At 66.8% G+C, this 18,027-nt stretch carries 18 protein-coding genes; 15 read left to right on the forward strand and 3 right to left on the reverse strand.

From position 1 onward, the window contains the following. Positions 1-89 precede the first annotated feature (89 nt). The 12 genes from J4G12_07080 to J4G12_07135 all read left to right on the forward strand — a co-directional run bounded on the left by J4G12_07080 (position 90) and on the right by J4G12_07135 (position 12,213). Entirely contained in the window at positions 90-1,298 is a 1,209-nt protein-coding gene (locus J4G12_07080; GenBank protein ID MCE2455572.1) for an aminopeptidase P family protein, read from the forward strand. A 10-nt stretch (positions 1,299-1,308) separates the two neighbouring features. Continuing rightward, entirely contained in the window at positions 1,309-3,735 is a 2,427-nt protein-coding gene (gene priA / locus J4G12_07085) for a primosomal protein N' (protein MCE2455573.1), read from the forward strand. Positions 3,736-3,778: 43 nt separating this feature from the next. After that, positions 3,779-4,261, forward strand: a complete 483-nt coding sequence (locus tag J4G12_07090) for a hypothetical protein (GenBank protein MCE2455574.1) — start codon at positions 3,779-3,781, stop codon at positions 4,259-4,261. Positions 4,262-4,589: 328 nt separating this feature from the next. Beyond that, positions 4,590-5,150: an HNH endonuclease gene (locus J4G12_07095; GenBank protein MCE2455575.1), complete on the forward strand. Its 561-nt coding sequence runs from the start codon at positions 4,590-4,592 to the stop codon at positions 5,148-5,150. Positions 5,151-5,287: 137 nt separating this feature from the next. Beyond that, positions 5,288-5,662 carry a 6-carboxytetrahydropterin synthase gene (locus tag J4G12_07100; GenBank protein MCE2455576.1) on the forward strand — a complete coding sequence of 125 codons (375 nt, stop codon included), beginning with the start codon at positions 5,288-5,290 and terminating at the stop codon, positions 5,660-5,662. After that, a complete protein-coding gene (locus J4G12_07105) occupies positions 5,659-6,219 on the forward strand; it encodes a sigma-70 family RNA polymerase sigma factor (GenBank protein MCE2455577.1) in 561 nt (186 codons plus the stop codon). Before J4G12_07100 ends, J4G12_07105 begins: the two co-directional genes overlap by 4 nt. 10 nt (positions 6,220-6,229) lie before the next feature. Next, entirely contained in the window at positions 6,230-6,652 is a 423-nt protein-coding gene (locus tag J4G12_07110) for a hypothetical protein (protein MCE2455578.1), read from the forward strand. Positions 6,653-6,654: 2 nt separating this feature from the next. Further along, positions 6,655-7,134, forward strand: a complete 480-nt coding sequence (locus J4G12_07115; protein ID MCE2455579.1) for a hypothetical protein — start codon at positions 6,655-6,657, stop codon at positions 7,132-7,134. A gap of 101 nt (positions 7,135-7,235) precedes the next feature. Continuing rightward, a complete protein-coding gene (locus tag J4G12_07120; protein ID MCE2455580.1) occupies positions 7,236-8,549 on the forward strand; it encodes a TolC family protein in 1,314 nt (437 codons plus the stop codon). 8 nt (positions 8,550-8,557) lie between these two features. Further along, a complete protein-coding gene (locus tag J4G12_07125) occupies positions 8,558-9,253 on the forward strand; it encodes an ABC transporter ATP-binding protein (GenBank protein MCE2455581.1) in 696 nt (231 codons plus the stop codon). Next, complete coding sequence (locus J4G12_07130; protein ID MCE2455582.1) at positions 9,250-10,968, forward strand: efflux RND transporter periplasmic adaptor subunit; 1,719 nt, start codon at positions 9,250-9,252, stop codon at positions 10,966-10,968. Before J4G12_07125 ends, J4G12_07130 begins: the two co-directional genes overlap by 4 nt. A 36-nt stretch (positions 10,969-11,004) precedes the next feature. Next, positions 11,005-12,213: an ABC transporter permease gene (locus tag J4G12_07135; protein ID MCE2455583.1), complete on the forward strand. Its 1,209-nt coding sequence runs from the start codon at positions 11,005-11,007 to the stop codon at positions 12,211-12,213. Between the two features lie 6 nt (positions 12,214-12,219). Here the strand turns inward: J4G12_07135 and J4G12_07140 are convergent, their stop codons facing one another. From J4G12_07140 to J4G12_07150, 3 genes are read right to left on the reverse strand one after another with little or no spacing between them, the layout of a single operon-like run. Continuing rightward, positions 12,220-13,416 carry a PDZ domain-containing protein gene (locus J4G12_07140; protein ID MCE2455584.1) on the reverse strand — a complete coding sequence of 399 codons (1,197 nt, stop codon included), beginning with the start codon at positions 13,414-13,416 and terminating at the stop codon, positions 12,220-12,222. Next, positions 13,416-14,135 (reverse strand): hypothetical protein, encoded by a 720-nt coding sequence (locus J4G12_07145; GenBank protein MCE2455585.1) that lies wholly within the window; start codon positions 14,133-14,135, stop codon positions 13,416-13,418. The genes J4G12_07140 and J4G12_07145 overlap by 1 nt, the downstream gene beginning before the upstream one ends. Continuing rightward, positions 14,123-14,665: a sigma-70 family RNA polymerase sigma factor gene (locus J4G12_07150; GenBank protein MCE2455586.1), complete on the reverse strand. Its 543-nt coding sequence runs from the start codon at positions 14,663-14,665 to the stop codon at positions 14,123-14,125. The genes J4G12_07145 and J4G12_07150 overlap by 13 nt, the downstream gene beginning before the upstream one ends. A 247-nt stretch (positions 14,666-14,912) precedes the next feature. Between J4G12_07150 and J4G12_07155 the strand changes: the two genes are divergently transcribed. Genes J4G12_07155 through J4G12_07165 form a run of 3 tightly spaced genes read left to right on the forward strand, consistent with a single transcriptional unit; the run spans position 14,913 to position 18,014 of the window. Then, positions 14,913-16,169 carry a threonine synthase gene (locus J4G12_07155; protein ID MCE2455587.1) on the forward strand — a complete coding sequence of 419 codons (1,257 nt, stop codon included), beginning with the start codon at positions 14,913-14,915 and terminating at the stop codon, positions 16,167-16,169. Next, on the forward strand, positions 16,162-17,409 hold the full coding sequence (locus J4G12_07160; protein ID MCE2455588.1) for a carboxypeptidase regulatory-like domain-containing protein: 1,248 nt from the start codon (positions 16,162-16,164) through the stop codon (positions 17,407-17,409). The genes J4G12_07155 and J4G12_07160 overlap by 8 nt, the downstream gene beginning before the upstream one ends. After that, positions 17,406-18,014, forward strand: a complete 609-nt coding sequence (locus J4G12_07165) for a carboxypeptidase regulatory-like domain-containing protein (GenBank protein ID MCE2455589.1) — start codon at positions 17,406-17,408, stop codon at positions 18,012-18,014. The genes J4G12_07160 and J4G12_07165 overlap by 4 nt, the downstream gene beginning before the upstream one ends. The last annotated feature ends 13 nt before the right edge of the window (positions 18,015-18,027 follow it).

Genomic DNA, 18,027 nt, shown 5'->3' on the forward strand with positions numbered 1-18,027 from the left:
CGTCGGACGGTGCGCGGTCGTAATTCGGGCCGGGGCCGTGTAGATTTGCAGACGTTCCAGACCCGCACTCCTGAACCGGACCGACGCCCATGAACAACGATGTCGCAACCCCCCTTCTGTGCACCGAAGCGGGTGTCCGCCGAGTCCAGAAGGAGCTCCGTGGCTCAGGCGTCGACGGCTGGCTCCTGTACGAGTTTCACGGGGTCAACCCGATCGCGGTGACCATGCTGGGGCTGGGGAAGACGACGCGACGGGCGTTCGTGCTCATCCCGGCGGAAGGCGATCCGGTTGCTCTCATCCACGCCATCGAAGCCTCTTCGTGGCGGCACTGGCCCTTCCCCACCGTGAGCTATTCCGGCTGGCGCGAGCTCGACGAGCGACTCGCCGATCTGCTCGAAGGTAGGAAGCGCCTCGCCGCGGAGGTTTCGCCGGGGGGCGCGGTGCCCACGCTCGACTACCTTCCCGCCGGCATCGGGGGGGTGATTCTCTCACACGGCGTCGAGCTGGTCTCGTCGGGCGACCTGGTGTCCCGCTTCCACTCCGTCCTCAGCGAGAGCCAGGTGGCCCAGCACCGCGAGGCCGCCAAGATCGTCGCCTCGGTCGCCGAACACGCCTTTGCGCGCGCCGCCTCCGCCATCCGAGCGGGATCGCCCACCTGCGAAGGGGCGCTCACCGAGTGGATCGTTTCCGAACTGACCCGGACGGGGCTCGTGGTCGGACCGTCGTGCATCGTCGCCATCGGACCCCGCGCGGCGGATCCCCACTACGCGCCCATCGGTGACGGCGAGACGATCTCCGCCGGCGACCTTCTCCTCATAGATCTCTGGGGATCGCATGAAGGCGGCGCCTACGCCGACCAGACCTGGATGGGATTCATGGGCAGAGAACCCGACGGGCGCACCGTGGCGATCTGGGAGGCCGTGCGCGAAGCCCGCGACGGCGCGGTACGCTTCCTCCGCGAACGCTGGGCCGAGGGCGCCGAGACGAGAGGCAGCGAGGTGGACGACGTGGCCAGGGCAGTGATCGACGAGGCAGGCTACGGAGAGTTCTTCGTTCACCGGCTCGGCCACTCGATGGACATCGATCTCCACGGCAGCGGTCCCAATCTCGACAACCTCGAGACCCGCGACGACCGGGTTCTCCTTCCCGGGGTCGCTTTCTCGGTCGAACCAGGCATCTACGTGCCCGACGACATCGGCGTCCGCAGCGAGATCAACGTCCATATGGGTCCGGACGGCCCCGAGGTGACCCCCCCCGACCCGCAGGAGTCGATCTTCCTCTTCTCGGTCGCGGATTGAGCGTGCCGATTTGAGCCGAACTCTCGTCGAGGTGGCGCTGCCACTCCCCATACACAAATCTTTCACATACAGGGTCGCGGGTCCGCTTCCCCAGCTCGGCACCCGGGTCATGGTGCCCTTTCGCCGGGAAACGCTCATCGGCTGGGTCACGGGGGGCGCATCTCCCGATGCGAACGAGCTCAAGCCCGGCTCCATCCGACCGGTTCTGGCGGTTCTCGACGACGGCCTGCCCGCCGTCTCCCCCGAAATATTCGATATCTGCCGGTGGATGGCCGAGTACTATGCCGCCTCCGAGGGCTTCTGCTTCCGCGCGGCCCTGCCGACGGTTCTATCCGATTCCTCCCGTGAACTCCTGGTCGTTACCGGCGAAAGGGCCGTCGACGCCAAACCGCGAGAGGCCCGCGTTCTGGCAGCGGTCTTCGCGCGATCCCGCCCCGTATCGGCGAAGGTGATCGCCCGCGAACTCGGGATGGGCTCCATCTGGCCCGAAATCCGCTCCCTGACCGAACGAGGCGCGCTCAGGATGGAGACCTTCCCGCCGCGAGATCCGCTCCCGCGAACCGTCCGCGCGGTCGCTCTCGTCCGCACCATCTCGACCCTCGAGGAACGCGACGCCACTTTCGGCAGGGCACTTCGTCAGCGCGAGTTCTACGAGAGACTCGAATCCGGGGGCGGAGAGGCGAGACTCGCAGCAGTTACCGGAGCCTGGGGGTTTTCAAGAGGAGTCGTGACCGGTCTCGAGAAGAAAGGGCTCGTCCAGGTCCGGGATCTCGAGGAGGTGCGCGATCCGTTCGCGGACTTACCCAAGCCCCCTCCGAAGCTGACTCCGACCCGCGACCAGGCCGCAGCCACGGAGGCGCTGGTCGGCGCACTCCGGAGGAGCCGGCCCCGACCCTTCCTCCTCCACGGCGTGACCGGCTCGGGCAAGACCCTCGTCTACATCGACCTTCTGCGCGAGACCCTGGCGCGCGGCGAAGGCGCCCTCGTCCTGGTACCGCAGATCGCCCTCACGCCGCAGACGGTTCGGCGCTTCCGAGCGCACTTCCCGGACGACGTGGCCGTTCTCCACTCCGGCCTCTCCGACGGCGAACGCTTCGACGCCTGGCGACAGCTCAGACGGGGGAAACGCCGCATCGCGATCGGAGCCCGTTCCGCCATCTTCGCCCCGGTCCGAAACCTGGGGGCGATCATCGTCGACGAGGAGCACGACTCCAGTTACAAGCAGAACGAGACGCCCGCCTATCTGGCCCGGGATCTGGCGGTGGTGCGCGCGCACCGCTCGGGCGCGGTCTGCGTGCTCGGCAGCGCCACCCCTTCTCTCGAGAGCTGGCAGAACGCCCGAGCCGGCAAGTACGTGAAGCTCGATCTTCCCCGGCGCGTCGGCGGAGGCAGGCTTCCCAAGGTGAAGGTCGTCGATCTCCGCGAGACCCGGTCCGTGCTCTCTCCGCGACTGACGGCGGCCGTGAACAACCGTCTCGACCGCGAGGAGCAGAGCATCCTGCTGCTGAATCGGCGCGGGTACTCGTCGTTCGTGCAGTGCCGCGAGTGCGGCGAAGTGGATGTCTGTCCCAACTGTTCGATCTCTCTCACCTTTCACCGCAGGAACCGCGTCGTGACCTGCCATCACTGCGGGCACTCCGTCGCGGCCCCCGACCGGTGTGGTCTGTGCGGGGGCGACGCGCTCTCGTACAGGGGACTGGGCACGGAGCAGGTCGAGCGCATCGTCGCGGAGCAGTTTCCCGGGGCCCGGATCGCGCGCATGGACCTCGACACGACCTCCGGGAAGTGGGCTCACCGCGACATCCTCGACCGGGTGGAGGCCGGAGCGGTTGACATCCTGCTCGGCACGCAGATGATAGCCAAGGGGCTCGACTTCCCCCGGGTCACGCTCGTGGGTGTGATCAACGCCGACATCGGCATGCACCTTCCCGATTTCCGAGCCACCGAACGCACCTACCAGCTCATCAGTCAGGTCGCCGGACGGGCCGGACGAGGACCGCTGGGCGGGGCCGTCATCGTCCAGACCCGCCTTCCCGACCACTTCGCCATCACCGCTGCTGTAGACCACGACTACGCCGCCTTCGCCGAACGGGAGCTCGGTCATCGCGCGCTTCCCGCCTATCCGCCCTTCGTCCGCCTGATGAAGGCCGTGCTCTCCTCTCCCGATCGCGAACGCGCCTGCGAGTGCGCCGAATCCGCGATGGGCTGGGTCCGCGACTGGGTGTGCGAGCAGGGTCTCTCCGACACCGTCGAGGTACTGGGGCCGGCCCCCGCTCCCATCGAAAGGCTCCACGGTCGCTGGCGCTGGCACCTCCTCGCTCGTTCTTCCTCGCCGAGGGCGCTCGGGGTCCTGTGCACGGCTCTCGCCCGCGACTACTCGCTCCCTGCGGGCGACCTCAGGCTTGGAATCGACAGGGATCCGGTCGCGCTGATGTAGGCGGGGGGCCAGACCCTCCGGTTTCGCCGCTGCCGCGTTCGTGGTGACGACCTACGCCGACGACACGGACTCGCTCACCGCTTACTACGGAAGCGGCCGAATGGGGATGCTGCCGATCCCGGCCGAGCTTGCGGAGGCCGCCAAAGCGACAGTCGGCCCGAAGATCGGGACGGACGGACAGGGCGACATCGTGCTATCGGCCATCGCCGACATCAGGCTCGGTGGGCACGGAGGCTACTTGGTTGCTGGTGCGGTGATCGACCCCGCAACGGGGTGCTACGCAACGATCCGCAATCCCGAGAAGAACATGTTCGCCTACGAGTTCCGCGGCGTCTACGCCGACAGTGCGGTGGTTGCCGTCGCGGCCTACGAGGAAGGGCAGGAGCTGGGGCGCAGGGTGATTGACTACTACGATTACGCCGACAAAGTGGCGCTCTACCCGCTGCGCCGGGTCAACGGCGAGCCGTGCGCGGGGATGCTGGCTGACGACAATAAACTGACACTATCCGGTGGAGGCCGCGCTTAAGGGGTACCAGGCTACCCCAAGGTTGTCACGCGCCTGGTGATCTACCGGCTGGAACCGGGCTTCCCCGGGGATTCCGTGCACCCCAAGTCGTCCTATCCGGCAAGCTCCTCCGGCTCGGGCGGTTCACCTCCCATCCCTCGCTGTCGCGACGCTCCGAATGGCGCCGCGTCCCGCTGAGCCGCTGCCCTCGGCTTGACCCGCACACCTCCTCTGCGCAGATTGCGGCACCCTCGAAGCGCCGGGAGGGTAGCAGGCCGGGTTGGAGACGATCCATCCGCCCGAGGGCTGGCCGAACGAGCACATCGAGGAGATTCGAACCGTGGGATGCCTGGCACTGAACGCGTCGTATGAGCCGCTGACCATCGTGCCGTCCCGCCGCGCCGTGCGCCTGGTGCTCGACGGCAAGGCCGAGATCCTCGAAAGGGAGGGCGACCGGAGATTTCGGTCCGAGAGGCGCGTGGTGCCCTGGCCTGCGGTAATCAGACTCGTCTCCTTCGTGTATGTGCCCAGAAAGTTCAGGCGCCAAGTCACCAACACCTTCCTCTTCGCGCGCGACCGCTACACCTGCATGTATTGCGGCAGGCACCGCCGAGAACTTGGAGGTCGCGAGTTCCTGACGCGGGACCACGTGCTGCCCATCTCGCGCGGCGGGACCAATGCCTGGGAAAACGTGGTCACGAGCTGCTCGCGCTGCAATTGCCGCAAGGGAAATCGCCTGCCTGCCGAGACGGGGATGACGCTGCTCGCTCAGCCGCGCGAGCCCGACTACGTGAGTCTGGTCTGGGTCGTGCGTCGAGTGACCGAGACGCAGGCGCGCTACGTGAAGATGTTCTACGGGGAGGAAGCTCTCGCGGCGTTGACCGGGAGCGGACTGGGCCTGGGGAAATGACGCGGACCGCCGGACGGTCGGACCGTGCCCCGCGCGCTCCACCGCCCGGAGCCGCCACCATCCGGGACCCGAGCAGGACGTCCGAGGCGCGGCTCATCAGGCGCTGGCGTTTTCGCGCCAGCCACGCTTACCGTCGCTTGGACTGGTCCGAAGAGCGCAATCTCCGGCGGTTCGGATCTCTCGCCCGCCCGCATGCGCACACCTGGACCGTGGAGGCTCGCGTAGTCGGTCGCGTGGATGCCGAGACGGGTTTCCTGGTCGACCTGGCTCTGCTCGACTCGGCCTGGGAAGGGTTGACCGCCGACTGGGACGGGGCCGACCTCGACTCCCTTCTCCCCGAAGGAACCGTGCCCTCCGCGGAAGAGATCGCGCGCTGGGCGTATCTCGCGCTCGTCCCGGCGGTGCCTGCCCCGGCCCGTCTGGAAATGATCGCCGTCTGGGAGGACGAGGATCTGGGCGCCGAATATCCCGCGGCGTCCTTTCAACATCCCCCGAACACGGGGTGTCAATGAAAACGGACCCTCGGGGAGACGGCGAGCTGGTTCGTCTGGCGCGCGACGGAGTCACGGAAGCATTTTCCGCTCTCGTCGAGCGATACCAGCGGACGGCCTACGTCGTAGCCCTTTCGGTGACCGGCACGCACGAGGAGGCGGAGGACGCGGCCCAGGAGTCATTCATGGTCGCCCTCCAGAAGCTCGACGAATGCCGGAAGCCGGATCGGTTCGCAGGCTGGTTTCTGACGATCGTCCGCAACCGATCCCGGAATCTGGTCAGAAGAGAGGCGCTCCGGGCCACGGACGAATTGCCGCCCGGAGCCCGCTCGCGCGACCCGACGCCGGATCGTTTCGCTGAGACGGTCGAGCTGCGGGACGGCCTCCGGGCCGCGTTGGACATATTGACGGAGGTGCAGAAAGAGGTGGTCGTTCTCCACGACATCGAGGGGTGGAAGCACCGCGAGATCGCCGTGAAGCTCGGGCTTCCCGCAGGAACGGTCAGATCGCACCTGCACTTCGCGAGAAAACATATGAGAGTGGAACTTACCAAGCGGGGCCTCGCCCCGGGATCATGAGGACAGAGACATGAGATACGGTGGCCCCGAAAGGGAGGCGAACCGGCTCGGCGAGGCGTTCGAGCGTCTCGACCCCGCCCGTACCGACCCGGCTTACTGGGTGCGTTTCCGAGAGACGGTTCTCTCGCGATCCCTCCCCGAACTGGCGCGCCGTCGGCGCACAGCGCCGCTCTCGCTCGGCGAGGTGATGTCGGCCTGGGCGCGGGCCCTCCTGCCTGCGGCCGCGGTCACTGCCGCCGTCGGCGCCTTGCTCATCAGCCGCCCGCCGACCGGGGACGCCGGAATGCAGGCCGGTAACGGACCCGGCGGCGCGATGGTGGGCGTGGAAGAGCTCCTCGTTTCCGGGATAGAGGGCGCGACGATTCCCGCCACCCTTGACGCGGCCGGCCGTAGCGGTGCCGGCGTGGTCATGTTCGCCTCGGACGGTTTCTGAAAATGACCCGAACCGGAGTGCGCCTGGTTACAGGCACGGTGATCGCCATGGTGCTGGTGGCGGGTCTCCTCGTCGGATTCGCTTTGGGGCGCGGGTCCGGAGCGGGAGTCGCCGCCGACGTCGAGCCTCGGCCCACCGAGGACCGGACCGAAGACGAGGACGAGCGCGGTCGCAGAGGCCGGACGCCGATGTACGAGCAGGTGAATCCCACCGAAAACCAGCTCGCCCGCATCGACTCCATCCTGGCTCACCAGCGCAGTCGCATGAGGGAGCTGCACGACGAATTCGAGCGGGAGTACGACCCTCGTTATCGGGAGCTGATCATCGAGACCCGAGAAGAGATCAAGGCGGTTTTCACCGAGGAACAGGCCGACCGTTACCAGACGCTGCTGGACGAATACGACCGCAGGCGGGCGGAGCGGGAGGAGGCCCGGCGTCGGAATACCGGAGGCGAGGACGGCGATGGTCGCCCGAACGGCTAACGAATCAACCGCGGCCCGGGTCCGTAGATTGGCTGTCGAACTTCAGGAGACTTAACTTGTCGCAATCGAATCACCGGACGACGGATCGAAGGACGAAAGGCGTGCGGGCTGCGTTCGGTACCGCCTGCTCGATCGGCGTTATCGCCTTCCAGGGTGCCGTCGCTCCCGTGTTAGGTCAACCCGTCCAGCCCGGCGAGAGCGTCACCCTGGACCGGGCGGTTTCCATCGCTCTTGACCGCTCTCCCCAGATGCTGCAGCAGGAGCAGGCCGTCGAGAACGCTTCGCTGGCCAAGCGCTCGGCGTGGGCTTCCTTCCTGCCCAGCGTCAACGCCAACAGCAGCGGGTCGCTGCGCTCTTCGCGCGTTCTCGATCCCAACACCGGGCAGATCGTAGCGGGAAGCTCGGACTCCTACAGCGCCGGCCTCTCGGCCAGCGTTCCCATTTTCCAAGGCGGGAGCCGCTTCATCCAGCTCGGCTCCGCGGACGCCGATCAGCGGGCGGCTCTGGCGCGCAGGGAGAACCAGCGTCACAACGTCATCCTCCAGACCAAGAACCTCTTCTTCGGCGCTCTTCGGCAGGAGGAGCTCGTCGAGGTCCGTCGCACGCAGCTCGAGCGCACCAGGCAGAACCTCGAGCTCGTGGTCACCCGTCTCCGGGTGGGACGGGCCACGATTTCCGATTCTCTGCGGGCGCGACTCGACGTGGTGAACGCGCGTCAGGCGCTTCTCGAGACCGAGACGGCGTTGCGGGCGGCGCGCATCTCCCTCGGTCGTCAGGTCGGGATCTCCGCCCCAGTGGTGCCCGAGCTCCCGTCCGATCTGGCACCGACACCGCTGCCGCTTACGGACGACGAGATCATGGCGCTCGCCGAGGAATCGTCGCCTACGGTGGTCGCGGCGGTCGAGGCGGCGGATGCATCGGCGGCGGCCGTGTCCGTCAACCGGACCGCCTACCTGCCCAACATCAACCTCAACAGCGGGTATAGCTGGAACAACCAGGAGAGGTCCTTCACCGGCGGTTCCACGAGCTGGAACATGGGGCTTTCGGTTTCATACCCGATCTTCAACCGCTTCCAGCGCGAGTCCAACCTCGATAGGGCGCAGATGACTCTGAGGGTCGCGAGGCTCCAGAAGGAAGATGCGCGGCTGGCGGCCCGCCAGGAGGCCGATGCCGCCCTCAACACTTTGCGCACGGCGGAGCTCGGCATCGAGATCGCCGAGGAGGCGGTCGTCGTCGCCGAAGAGGATTTCAGGGTCGTGAGACAGCGCTACGAGGCCGGCGTAGCGACGATCCTCGACATCCTCGTTTCACAAGCCGCGGCGGATCAGGCAGGGGCCGATCTCGTCGGGGCGCGTTACGACTACACGCTGGCCCGGGCTTCGCTCGAGGCCGTTCTCGGGAGGGAGTTGCGATGAACGACGTGATTATCAAGACCCAAAAGCTGACCAAGCACTACTTTCTCGGCGCGGAAACCGTGAAGGCGGTGCGCGATGTCGATCTGGAGATCAGGCGGGGTGAGTTCGTCGCCATCATGGGTCCCTCGGGTAGCGGGAAGTCCACCTTCATGAACATGATCGGATGCCTGGACACGCCGACCTCCGGCGACTACTGGCTCAACGGCGAACAGGTCAGCAAGCTCTCCGACAATCGCCTCGCCAACGTCCGCAACCGCCAGATCGGCTTCGTCTTCCAGACCTTCAACCTGCTGCCTCGGGCGACCGCGCTGCACAACGTCGAACTTCCGCTCATCTACGCGGGAGTGGGATCGCGCGAACGAACCCGCCGAGCGAAGGAGAAGCTCGAACTGGTGGGGCTCGGGGATCGCATGGCTCACCGCCCGCCCGAGATGTCGGGCGGACAGCGCCAGCGGGTCGCCATCGCGAGGGCCCTGGTCAACGACCCGGCGATCCTGCTGGCGGACGAGCCCACCGGCAATCTCGACTCGCAGACGAGCGCCGGCATCCTCAAGCAGTTGCAAGCCCTCAACGACAACGGTCAGACGATTGTCGTCGTAACGCACGAACACGACGTAGCCGCCCTCGCCAAGCGGCAGGTCCATCTCCTCGACGGGAAGATCTGGAGCGACTTCCTCAACGAGTTGCAAGGAGCGCCGGCATGAAGACCCACGCCCGTTTCCCTCTCCTCCCGACTCTCTCGAGCGGCCTCCTTCTGGCGGCGGCTCTCGGGGCCTGTACTTCGTCCGAACCGATCGAGGAAGGTCCCGCCTACGAAACCGCGTCGGTCGAAAGGGGCACCCTGACCATCACGACCGAGGCGACCGGAGAGGTCGAGCCCATCCGCAGGGTCGAGGTCAAGTCCAAGGCTGCTGGCGAAGTGCTGCGCCTGTTCGTGGACGTAGGCGACGACGTCGAGCCGGGCGCTTTGCTCGCCGAGATCGATCCGCGCGACGTCCAGAACGGGTTCAACCAGGCCGAGGCGGACCTGGGTGTGGCGAAGGCGCGCATGGGTAACTCCGAAGCGGAGCGCAATCGCTCGAACGAGCTGCTCGCGGCGGGAGTCATAACGCCGTCGGAGAACGAAGCCGCCCAGCTCGACTACGCCAACGCTCAGGCGAATCTGGTGAAGGCGACCACCAACCTGGAACTCGCACAGCTTCGGCTGAACGACGTCCGCATCCGGGCACCAATGGCGGGCACCATTCTGCAGAAGAACGTCGAAGAGGGCTCGGTCATCCAGTCCGCCTCCGGCAACGTCTCCGGCGGCACGACCCTCTTCGTCATGGCCAATCTCAACGAGATGCAGGTGCGCACCCGGGTGGACGAGACCGACATGGGTCAACTGACCGCCGGCATGACCACTTCAGTGCAGGTCGAGGCCTACCGGGACACCAACTTCCCAGGACGGCTCGACAAGGTCGAACCACAGGCCGAGGTGATCCAGAACGTGACCATGTTTCCCGTCATCATCTCCCTGCCCAACAGCACGGGCCTGCTCAGGCCCGGGATGAACGCCGAGGTGGAGATCTTCATCGACGAGGCGCGAGATGTGCTTCTGGTGCCGAACACCGCGATCGTTCAGACGGCGGACGTGGGCCCGGCGGCGATGGCGCTCGGACTGGATCCCGACGCCCTCGATCTCGGCAGCATCATGCGGGCGGGCTTCGCCGGCCGCGAAGGGGGCGCGATGGCTGGCGGCTTCGGAGGCGGCGCGGCCGACGGCGTAGGTGCCGGAGCGCTCCGGACCGGCAACGCTCCGTCATCTGCGGGTGCGAGCGCGGCTGCTTCGACCGGCGAGTCCGGCGGATCGACGCCTGAAACCGGAAACCGCAACGGGGGCGGCCGCCCGATGACGGCCGAGGCCTTGGCGGCCGGAGGGGTGAACGGGTCCGGTGGCAACGGCGCCAACGAGAGCGGTGGTGAGTCGGGGGCTCAGGATGCCGGCTCCGACCAGGCTCTGCCGACGGGCACGGCGGCGGTCCAGCGGCTCAGGGCCCAGGCGGCCGCCGGCGAGATCACCCAGGACTCGATGCGCGCCCTGCTGGGCGCGATGCGCTCGATGGGCGGCGGTATGGGCGGAGCGATGCCGGGTGGCGGAGTGTTGGGAACGGGCATGCCGAATCAGGCGCGCGAATCACGCCCGGCCGTGGTCTTCGTCCTAGGCGACGACGGCCTGCCCGTGCCTCGTCTCGTCCAGATCGGTCTCAACGACTGGGACCGAACGGAGGTGGTCGACGGGATCGAGATGGGCGAGACCCTGGTGGTGGTGGGGGCCGCGCAGCTTCGCGCCCAACAGGAGGCGTGGTTGAACCAGATGCGCGCACGCTTCGGGGGCGGCTCGTCGCCCCTGCCGGGCGGCAGAGGCGGACGTCGCTGATCGTCCGGCAAAGAACTCGGGAGACATCGGATGCTGATCATTGAGATCGTTCTCGTAGCCATGGCCGCGATCAAGGCCAATGTCCTGCGTTCCGTGCTGACCACCTTGGGCATCGTGATCGGAGTCGGAGCGGTGATCGCCATGGTCGCCCTCGGCGAAGGCGCCCGCCGCCAAGTGGAGGATGACATCAACAGGATCGGCACCACCGTCCTGACCATTCGTCCGGGGCAGCAGTTCTGGGGTGGAGTGGGGCGCGGCGACGCCGACCTCTCGGTGGAGGACGCCGAGGCTCTCAGAGCCGAGACTCAGGGTCTGCTCAAGATCTCGCCCGAGATCTCCTCCCGCCACACCACGGCCTATCTGCGTTGGAACACCTACCGGCAGGTCACCGGAGTCTGGCCGGAGTACTTCGATATCTACAACCACGGCATAGAGCACGGCCGCCTCTTTCACCAGGGCGAGGTGAACGGCAGGCAGAGGGTCGCGGTGCTCGGTTCGAACATCCCGAACGAACTCGGAGAGACCCCACCGGAAGATCTGATAGGCGAGCGCATCCAGATCAGGGGGATCGGCTTCGAGGTGGTCGGCGTACTGGAAGAGAAGGGAGACGTAGGCTGGTACCGACCCGACGACCAGATCTTCATTCCGCAGTCCACGGCCCAGTACAGGGTCATGGGCGGCCGCGACCGACTGAGCTCGATCTACGCCTCGACCGAGACGGTGGCCGAGCTCGATTTCGCCTACACCGAGATCGATCGGGTCATGCGCCGCGAACACCGCATCCGCCCGGGCGACGATCCGGACTTCAACGTACGCAACTCGGCCGAACTCATCGAGACCTTCAACGAGGCGAACGAGACCTTCGGCTATCTGCTCGCCGGCATCGCCGGGGTGAGCCTTCTCGTCGGCGGAATCGGCATCATGAACATCATGCTGGTCTCGGTTACCGAACGCACCCGGGAGATCGGCATCCGCAAGGCGCTCGGCGCCACCCGGCAGGCGATACTCTCCCAGTTCCTGGTGGAGGCCTTCACCCTATGCCTGCTGGGCGGCCTGCTCGGCGTCGCCTTGGGCTACGGCGCTTCCGAGTTCGCCAAAGACCGGTTCGGATGGGAGCTCGTCGTCTCCCCCGAGACAGTGGCCCTCGCTCTCGGCGTGAGCGCCGGGATCGGCATCTTCTTCGGCATCTGGCCGGCCCGACGGGCATCGATACTCGATCCCATCGACGCGCTTCGCTACGAGTAGGAGCTGTTAACGGATGGTCAGCTCCATCCTTTCGCCTGCGCGCATGATCGTCAGCACGGTGCCCTCGCGTCCGGGCGAGTTGAAGGTGCGCCGCAGCTCGAGGAGCAATCCTCCTAACGCCTCTCCCCTGGCCTCGACGATCACGTCGCCCGGAACGAACCCGACCTGATCGGCCGGCGAACCTTCCTCGACATCCACCACCAGCAGGCCTCCCTCCACGCCGAAGTAGCTGCCCAGTTCGGGTGACACCTCGGTCAGCATCGCGCCTGCGACGCGGTTCCGTCCCAACAGGAAGGGGTAGAGCGGGCTGAAGTCGGGGCGCAGACGCACCGAACGAATCGAGTCTGCCAAAGTCGCCTGGGTCGCCCGTACCGCCGGGTCCAACTCCGGACGCATGAAACTGAGTCTAGTGAAGAGGGGATACCGGACCGCCGTCAGGCCAAGCGAATCCAACGCCACCGTGAGTCTCATCGGTCCGGGCCGCAGCTGAAGCACCATCGAGTCCAGCATGGTGGCGGCGTCCTGCGCGAAAGAGTAGGAGGTGACCATGGAATCCATAGCCAACGAATAGTCAGCGATCATCTCTTCCGTCATCATCCGCGGCCATACCATCTCCAGAGAATGCATCGTCCGCGGCGATACCATCTCCAGGGAATCCATCATCCGCGGCCATACCATCTCCAGGGAATCCATCGTCAGCGGCCATACCATCTCCAGGGAATCCATCGTCCGCGGCCATACCACGCGAAACGAGTCCAGCATGTCGCCGGCGTCCCCGACCGACACGCTCAGCGGCGCCGCCACCGGCACCACGGTGAGCTCGCGGGTCTCACCCTCGTTCTCGAGGAGCAACCGAACCGATTCGCCGACCTGGAAACGGGGACGCAGACTTCGATTTCCGCTCAGCAAATCGGAACCGGGCCGGTCGTTGACTTCGAGTATTCGGTCACCGACCCGGACTCCGGCGAGCGCGGCCGGTCCGTCCGGGACCACCCAGGAGACATATACCTCCCTCACGTTGCCGCCCGGTCGGACGAAGCTCGTGAGCGATATCGCCAGCCAGCCCCTCTCGACCTCGGCGACCGGTGCGCGCTCCTGCACCGGAAGGGCGTGGGAGTCGCTCGGTCCGAGTGCGCTCAGGGCGCAGGCGACAGCAGCGGTGGAGAAAAAGGTGGAAGCGGCGCGTCTGCGAGTCAGGTTCATCAGTATGCTCCTGTGGTTGACGATATCGAACGGATGGTGGCTTCCCGCTCGCCCATTACCGAAACAAGCAGTCCGTTCAGGTAGGGGTCCCCCGGCAACTGCCTAAGAGCGGCCTGGCTCACGGCGGCGACGTGTTCGAGCGCGACGAAACGTCTGTGAGGGTCGAAGACGGGAGCTCCTCCGGCACCACCGACGGTGAGATCTTCAAGGTGGGCCCGAAGGGAGATGTAGCGGGCCTCGGTCAAGAGCAGGGCCTCGACCGTCTCCTCCGGCGTGGTCAGTGAGTTGACGGAAGCCAAGGCGTCTACCGCCCCGCCTGCGGAGGCGGTCTCTTCCGAGCTCGAGCCGAACTGCGCCCCGGTGAAGGCTCCGCCGAAAAAGACGATGAGCGCTGCGGCTGCGGTCATCCAGCTTCCGCGCAACCGGGTCGCCCAGGTTCCAGGCCATCCGCCGGGACGGCTCGCGCCGCCGTGAATCCCCGCGATGCCGTCCGTGCGACCGTCACTTATGAGGCCTTCCGCCCGGAGGCGCGCCTCGAGGACTGGCCAATCGCCGGGAGGAGGCGCCAGGTCGGGCAGGTTTCCCAGGGCTTCGGTCTGATCCCTGAGTCCTGCGAGTTCGGACCTGCATACGGTGCAGTCTCCGATGTGATTGGTCTCTTCCGGGCTGCCGTCTTCACCGACCAGCCGGGCCAAGGTTTCTCGATTTAGGTGCCCCATGCTCCAACTCCGTATTCCGGTTCGCTCACCGTTTGGGTGAGCATGTTTCTCATCTTTGCGCGTGCCTTGAAGAGCTGTGACTTCGACGTGCCCGACGTGACCCCGAGCTTACGACCGATCTCCTCGTGCGTGAATCCCTCCACGTCGTGAAGGATGATCACCCGTCGCATCCCGAGGGGCAAACGGTCGAGGGCCCGCTCCAGCCGGTGCCTGAGGAGCGGGTCGCCGGTCCGTGCCTCGATCCTCCGGTCCAAGGCGACGAACTCCTCTCGTTTCCTGCGAGCGTCGGCGGAGCGGACCTCCTGCAGGGCCGCGTTCACGGCGATCCGATGCACCCAAGTCGAGAAACGAGCCTCTCCTCTGAAGCGATCCAGCGCCCCGAACACCCTCATCCACACCTCCTGCGTACAGTCCTCGGCCGAATTGTCATCGCCCACTATTCGACGCACGACGGCATACACCCGAGGCGAGTAGCGATCATACAGAACCTTCACCGCCTCGGGGTCTCCCCTGGCGGCGCGTCTGATCACCTGGCTTTCGCTCGGCCCGCGAGCTGGTTTTCGGCCCATGTGCAAATATGACTTCGACGTGCGTTAAACGGTTGCCCCGGGCGCCGGACCGCAGTTTACCGGCATCGGCGGGGTGAGCATGTCGCCGATCCCGCACCCGCTGGACGGTCAGGAGCCGCGACCGTAATTTGACGCACCCTCGCCGACGCCCGCTCCGACCGACAAGCCGACGGTACCGGACGTCCTTTCCTCGGCAAGCCACACTCACATGACCTCCTCCTCGACCAGGGCCGAGGCTCTTCCCGCTACCGACCTCGGATTCGAGGGAACCGTCGATCCGCAGGCGACCCCGACCTTTCCAGGAGCGAGCCATCTCGAGTGCAGCGCGACCGGCGAGCGCTTCGAGAGCGAGCAGCTCATCCGCCTCTCTCCTGCGGGCAAGCCGCTTCTCGTCCGCTACCACCTCGCCCCTCTCCGAGGCGTCTTCACCCCCGAGAGTCTCCGAGGGCGAAGGTCCGATCTTTGGCGCTACGCGGAGGTTCTGCCGGTGCGTCGGCCCGAGTGCAGGGTCGCCCTGGGCGAGGGCTGGACTCCGCTCATCGAGTCCGAAAGGCTGGCCGCGGCCATGGGTGTAGGCAGGCTGTGGCTGAAGGACGAAGGTCAGAATCCCACTGGCAGCTTCAAGGCGAGAGGGCTGGGGATGGCCGTATCGCGTGCGCTGGAGCTGGGCGCGAAGGCCGTAGCCCTGCCTTCCGCCGGAAATGCAGGGAGTGCGGCGGCGGCCTACGGCGCGGCGGCGGGCCTTCCCGTACACGTGGTGGTGCCCGACGACACCCCGCCGCCCATCCTGGAGGAGATGCGGGCCTTGGGCGCCGAGGTCAGGCTTATCGACGGCCTCATCAGCGACTGCGGCCGGATCGTAGCCGAGGGCGCTGCCCGCCATGGCTGGTTCGACCTCTCCACCCTCAAGGAGCCCTATCGGATAGAAGGCAAGAAGACGATGGGCTACGAACTCTTCGAGCAGCTCGGCGGGCGGCTCCCCGACGCGATCGTCTATCCCACGGGAGGCGGCACCGGGCTCGTGGGCATGTGGAAGGCGTTCGACGAGATGGAGAGCCTGGGCTGGATCGGGTCCGAACGCCCGAAGATGTTCAGCGTGCAGGCCAGAGGCTGCGCCCCGATCGTCCGCGCCTGGGAGCGAGGCGTGGAGGAAGCCGGCATGTGGGAGGACGCGCGCACTTACGCTTCCGGGCTCCGGGTCCCGGGTGCGGTCGGCGATTTCCTCATCCTCAGGGCGTTGAGGGACTCCGGGGGAGCGGCCGTCGCGGTCTCCGACTCCGATATGGCGGCATGGGTCGGGCGCATCGGACGCCACACCGGCATCTTCGCCGCGCCCGAGGGCGGTGCCACCGCCGCAGCGACCGTCGCTCTTCGCGCTACCGGGGCCGTGGTTCCGGACGACGAGGTGGCCCTCTTCATAACCGGGAGCGGACTCAAGTACGTAGGAACGGAGCCGGATGACTAGCGGTCCGGGGCCCGATCACCTGGGTCGGTTCTCGGGCCTGGTCCGCGGACTCCGCCCGGCGACCCTCGCGCTGCTGCCTGCACTGGGGTTCGTTTCGTACCCCGAGTCGCTCTCCGCTCAGGAGGTGAACGGCGTGGTAACGACCAACGAGAACGGGGAGCGAGTGGAAGGCAGCATGATCGTGCTCATCGACGCGGGGGGCGAGGTGGTCGACCGTTCCCTGACCGACGCTCGCGGAGCCTTCTCCCTGGAGGCCGACGCTCCGGGCTCGCACACGCTGCGGGTGGAACGGATCGGTTTCGCTCGCTTTGTCGACGGACCGTTCCAAGTGCCTAGGGCAGGGGTTCTCAGGCATGTCCGAGTCACTGTCCAGGCGATTCGACTGAGCGGCATCGACGTGTACGGCGCCAAGCGCTGCGACGTCCGCCCCGACGAAGGTCGAAACATGGCGCAGGTCTGGGAGGAGATACGCAAGGCGCTCGAAGCCGCGGAGTGGACAAGCGAGAACGCGGTCTACCGCTACACCCTGCTCAACTACCGCCACGTGACCGACCGTCGCAGACGGGAGGTGCTCGACGAACAGCGGAGCTTCCAGCCGTCCCGCGATGTGGCGCCCTTCTACTCCATACCGGTGGACGATCTGGTGGACGGGGGTTTCGTACAGTCTGACCACGAAGGCGGCACCATGTACTATGCGCCCGACGCCGCAGCCTTCCTCTCCCACGAATTCCTGAACTCGCACTGCTTCGGGCTGCGCTCCCGAGACGGCGAGCTCGGCCTGACCTTCGGGCCGCTCCCGGACCGGTTTCTGCCGGATATCGAGGGAACGATGTGGCTGGACATCGAGAGCGCGACCCTGGAAAAACTGGAATTCACCTACGTCAACGTCCCGAATCCGCGAGATCTGGAACCCGCCAAGGGCTTCGTGGGCTTCACGGCGATGCCGAACGGAACCTGGATAGTGAAAGACTGGGAGATCGACATGCCCATGTGGGCGCAACCTCCCGGTGAGATCTTCGGACGGGCGTTCCGACGCATCCGCGGGGGCGCCACATGGCGCGTCAGCGACCGGACCGGGACGATCGTGCTCGAAGCCGCCACCGCCACGGTCGGCGGGAGGGTCGCATACGTAACGGGTCCGGCGGCCGGTGTTCCGCCTCCGCCGCCGCCGACCTCCGTCCCGGAGCCGCCGACGTCGCCGCCCTCGCCGGCGACACCACGCTCGCTTCGCATTACGTGAGAATCGCCGGAACGGGGGAGAACGCCGAGGTGAACGCCGACGGATCCTTCGTCCTGCCCGGCCTGGCCGAGGGTCGGCAGAGCATCGAGGTGCGCCATCCGCTCCTTGACACCATGGGCTTCCGTTCCCGACTGACCGCCTTCGAGGCGACGCTCGGGTCGGTGGTCGCGCTCGATCTCGACGCTCCCCGAACGCCGGAGTCGCTCGCCTACGCCTGCTTCCCGGAGGGCGGCGACCCAGTTCGTCCGCCGCTTCTGGCCCGATTCATGGGGCGAAATGCTCCCCTTGCCGGCGCCGAGGTCGCGGTCGGATGGAGCGGAGACGTGGAGTGGCCGCGCGGTGAGAAGGGCGATCCGCCGCTCGCCATGCCGCCCCCGAACCTGCCCGAGATCGAAGGCGAAGAGCTCCGCTGGAGCCCGCAGGAAGGCCCGGAGGGGGTCGAGCTGCGCACGCTGACCGACGCCCGGGGTATGCTGGTGCTCTGTGAGCCGCCTTACGACGGGGAGGCGTCGATCACCGTGCGGCACGGCGGTGAGAGCTGGGTGCGGGACCTGCCCGAAGCCGCGAACGTGCCGGCAGTCATCCTCGTCTACAACCTCCACTGATCCTCCTGCTTCC

This window comes from Gemmatimonadota bacterium (assembly GCA_021295815.1).
Taxonomy (GTDB): Bacteria; Gemmatimonadota; Gemmatimonadetes; order Longimicrobiales; family Gaopeijiaceae; genus JAGWBQ01.

Excerpts from the sequence above, each read along its gene's own strand:
- J4G12_07080 (MCE2455572.1), top strand. The coding sequence starts at position 90 with ATGAACAACGATGTCGCAACCCCCCTTCTGTGCACCGAAGCGGGTGTC.
- J4G12_07105 (MCE2455577.1), top strand. The coding sequence starts at position 5,659 with ATGAAAACGGACCCTCGGGGAGACGGCGAGCTGGTTCGTCTGGCGCGC.
- J4G12_07110 (MCE2455578.1), top strand. The coding sequence starts at position 6,230 with ATGAGATACGGTGGCCCCGAAAGGGAGGCGAACCGGCTCGGCGAGGCG.
- J4G12_07115 (MCE2455579.1), top strand. The coding sequence starts at position 6,655 with ATGACCCGAACCGGAGTGCGCCTGGTTACAGGCACGGTGATCGCCATG.
- J4G12_07130 (MCE2455582.1), top strand. The coding sequence starts at position 9,250 with ATGAAGACCCACGCCCGTTTCCCTCTCCTCCCGACTCTCTCGAGCGGC.
- J4G12_07140 (MCE2455584.1), bottom strand. The coding sequence starts at position 13,416 with ATGAACCTGACTCGCAGACGCGCCGCTTCCACCTTTTTCTCCACCGCT.
- J4G12_07145 (MCE2455585.1), bottom strand. The coding sequence starts at position 14,135 with ATGGGGCACCTAAATCGAGAAACCTTGGCCCGGCTGGTCGGTGAAGAC.
- J4G12_07155 (MCE2455587.1), top strand. The coding sequence starts at position 14,913 with ATGACCTCCTCCTCGACCAGGGCCGAGGCTCTTCCCGCTACCGACCTC.
- J4G12_07160 (MCE2455588.1), top strand. The coding sequence starts at position 16,162 with ATGACTAGCGGTCCGGGGCCCGATCACCTGGGTCGGTTCTCGGGCCTG.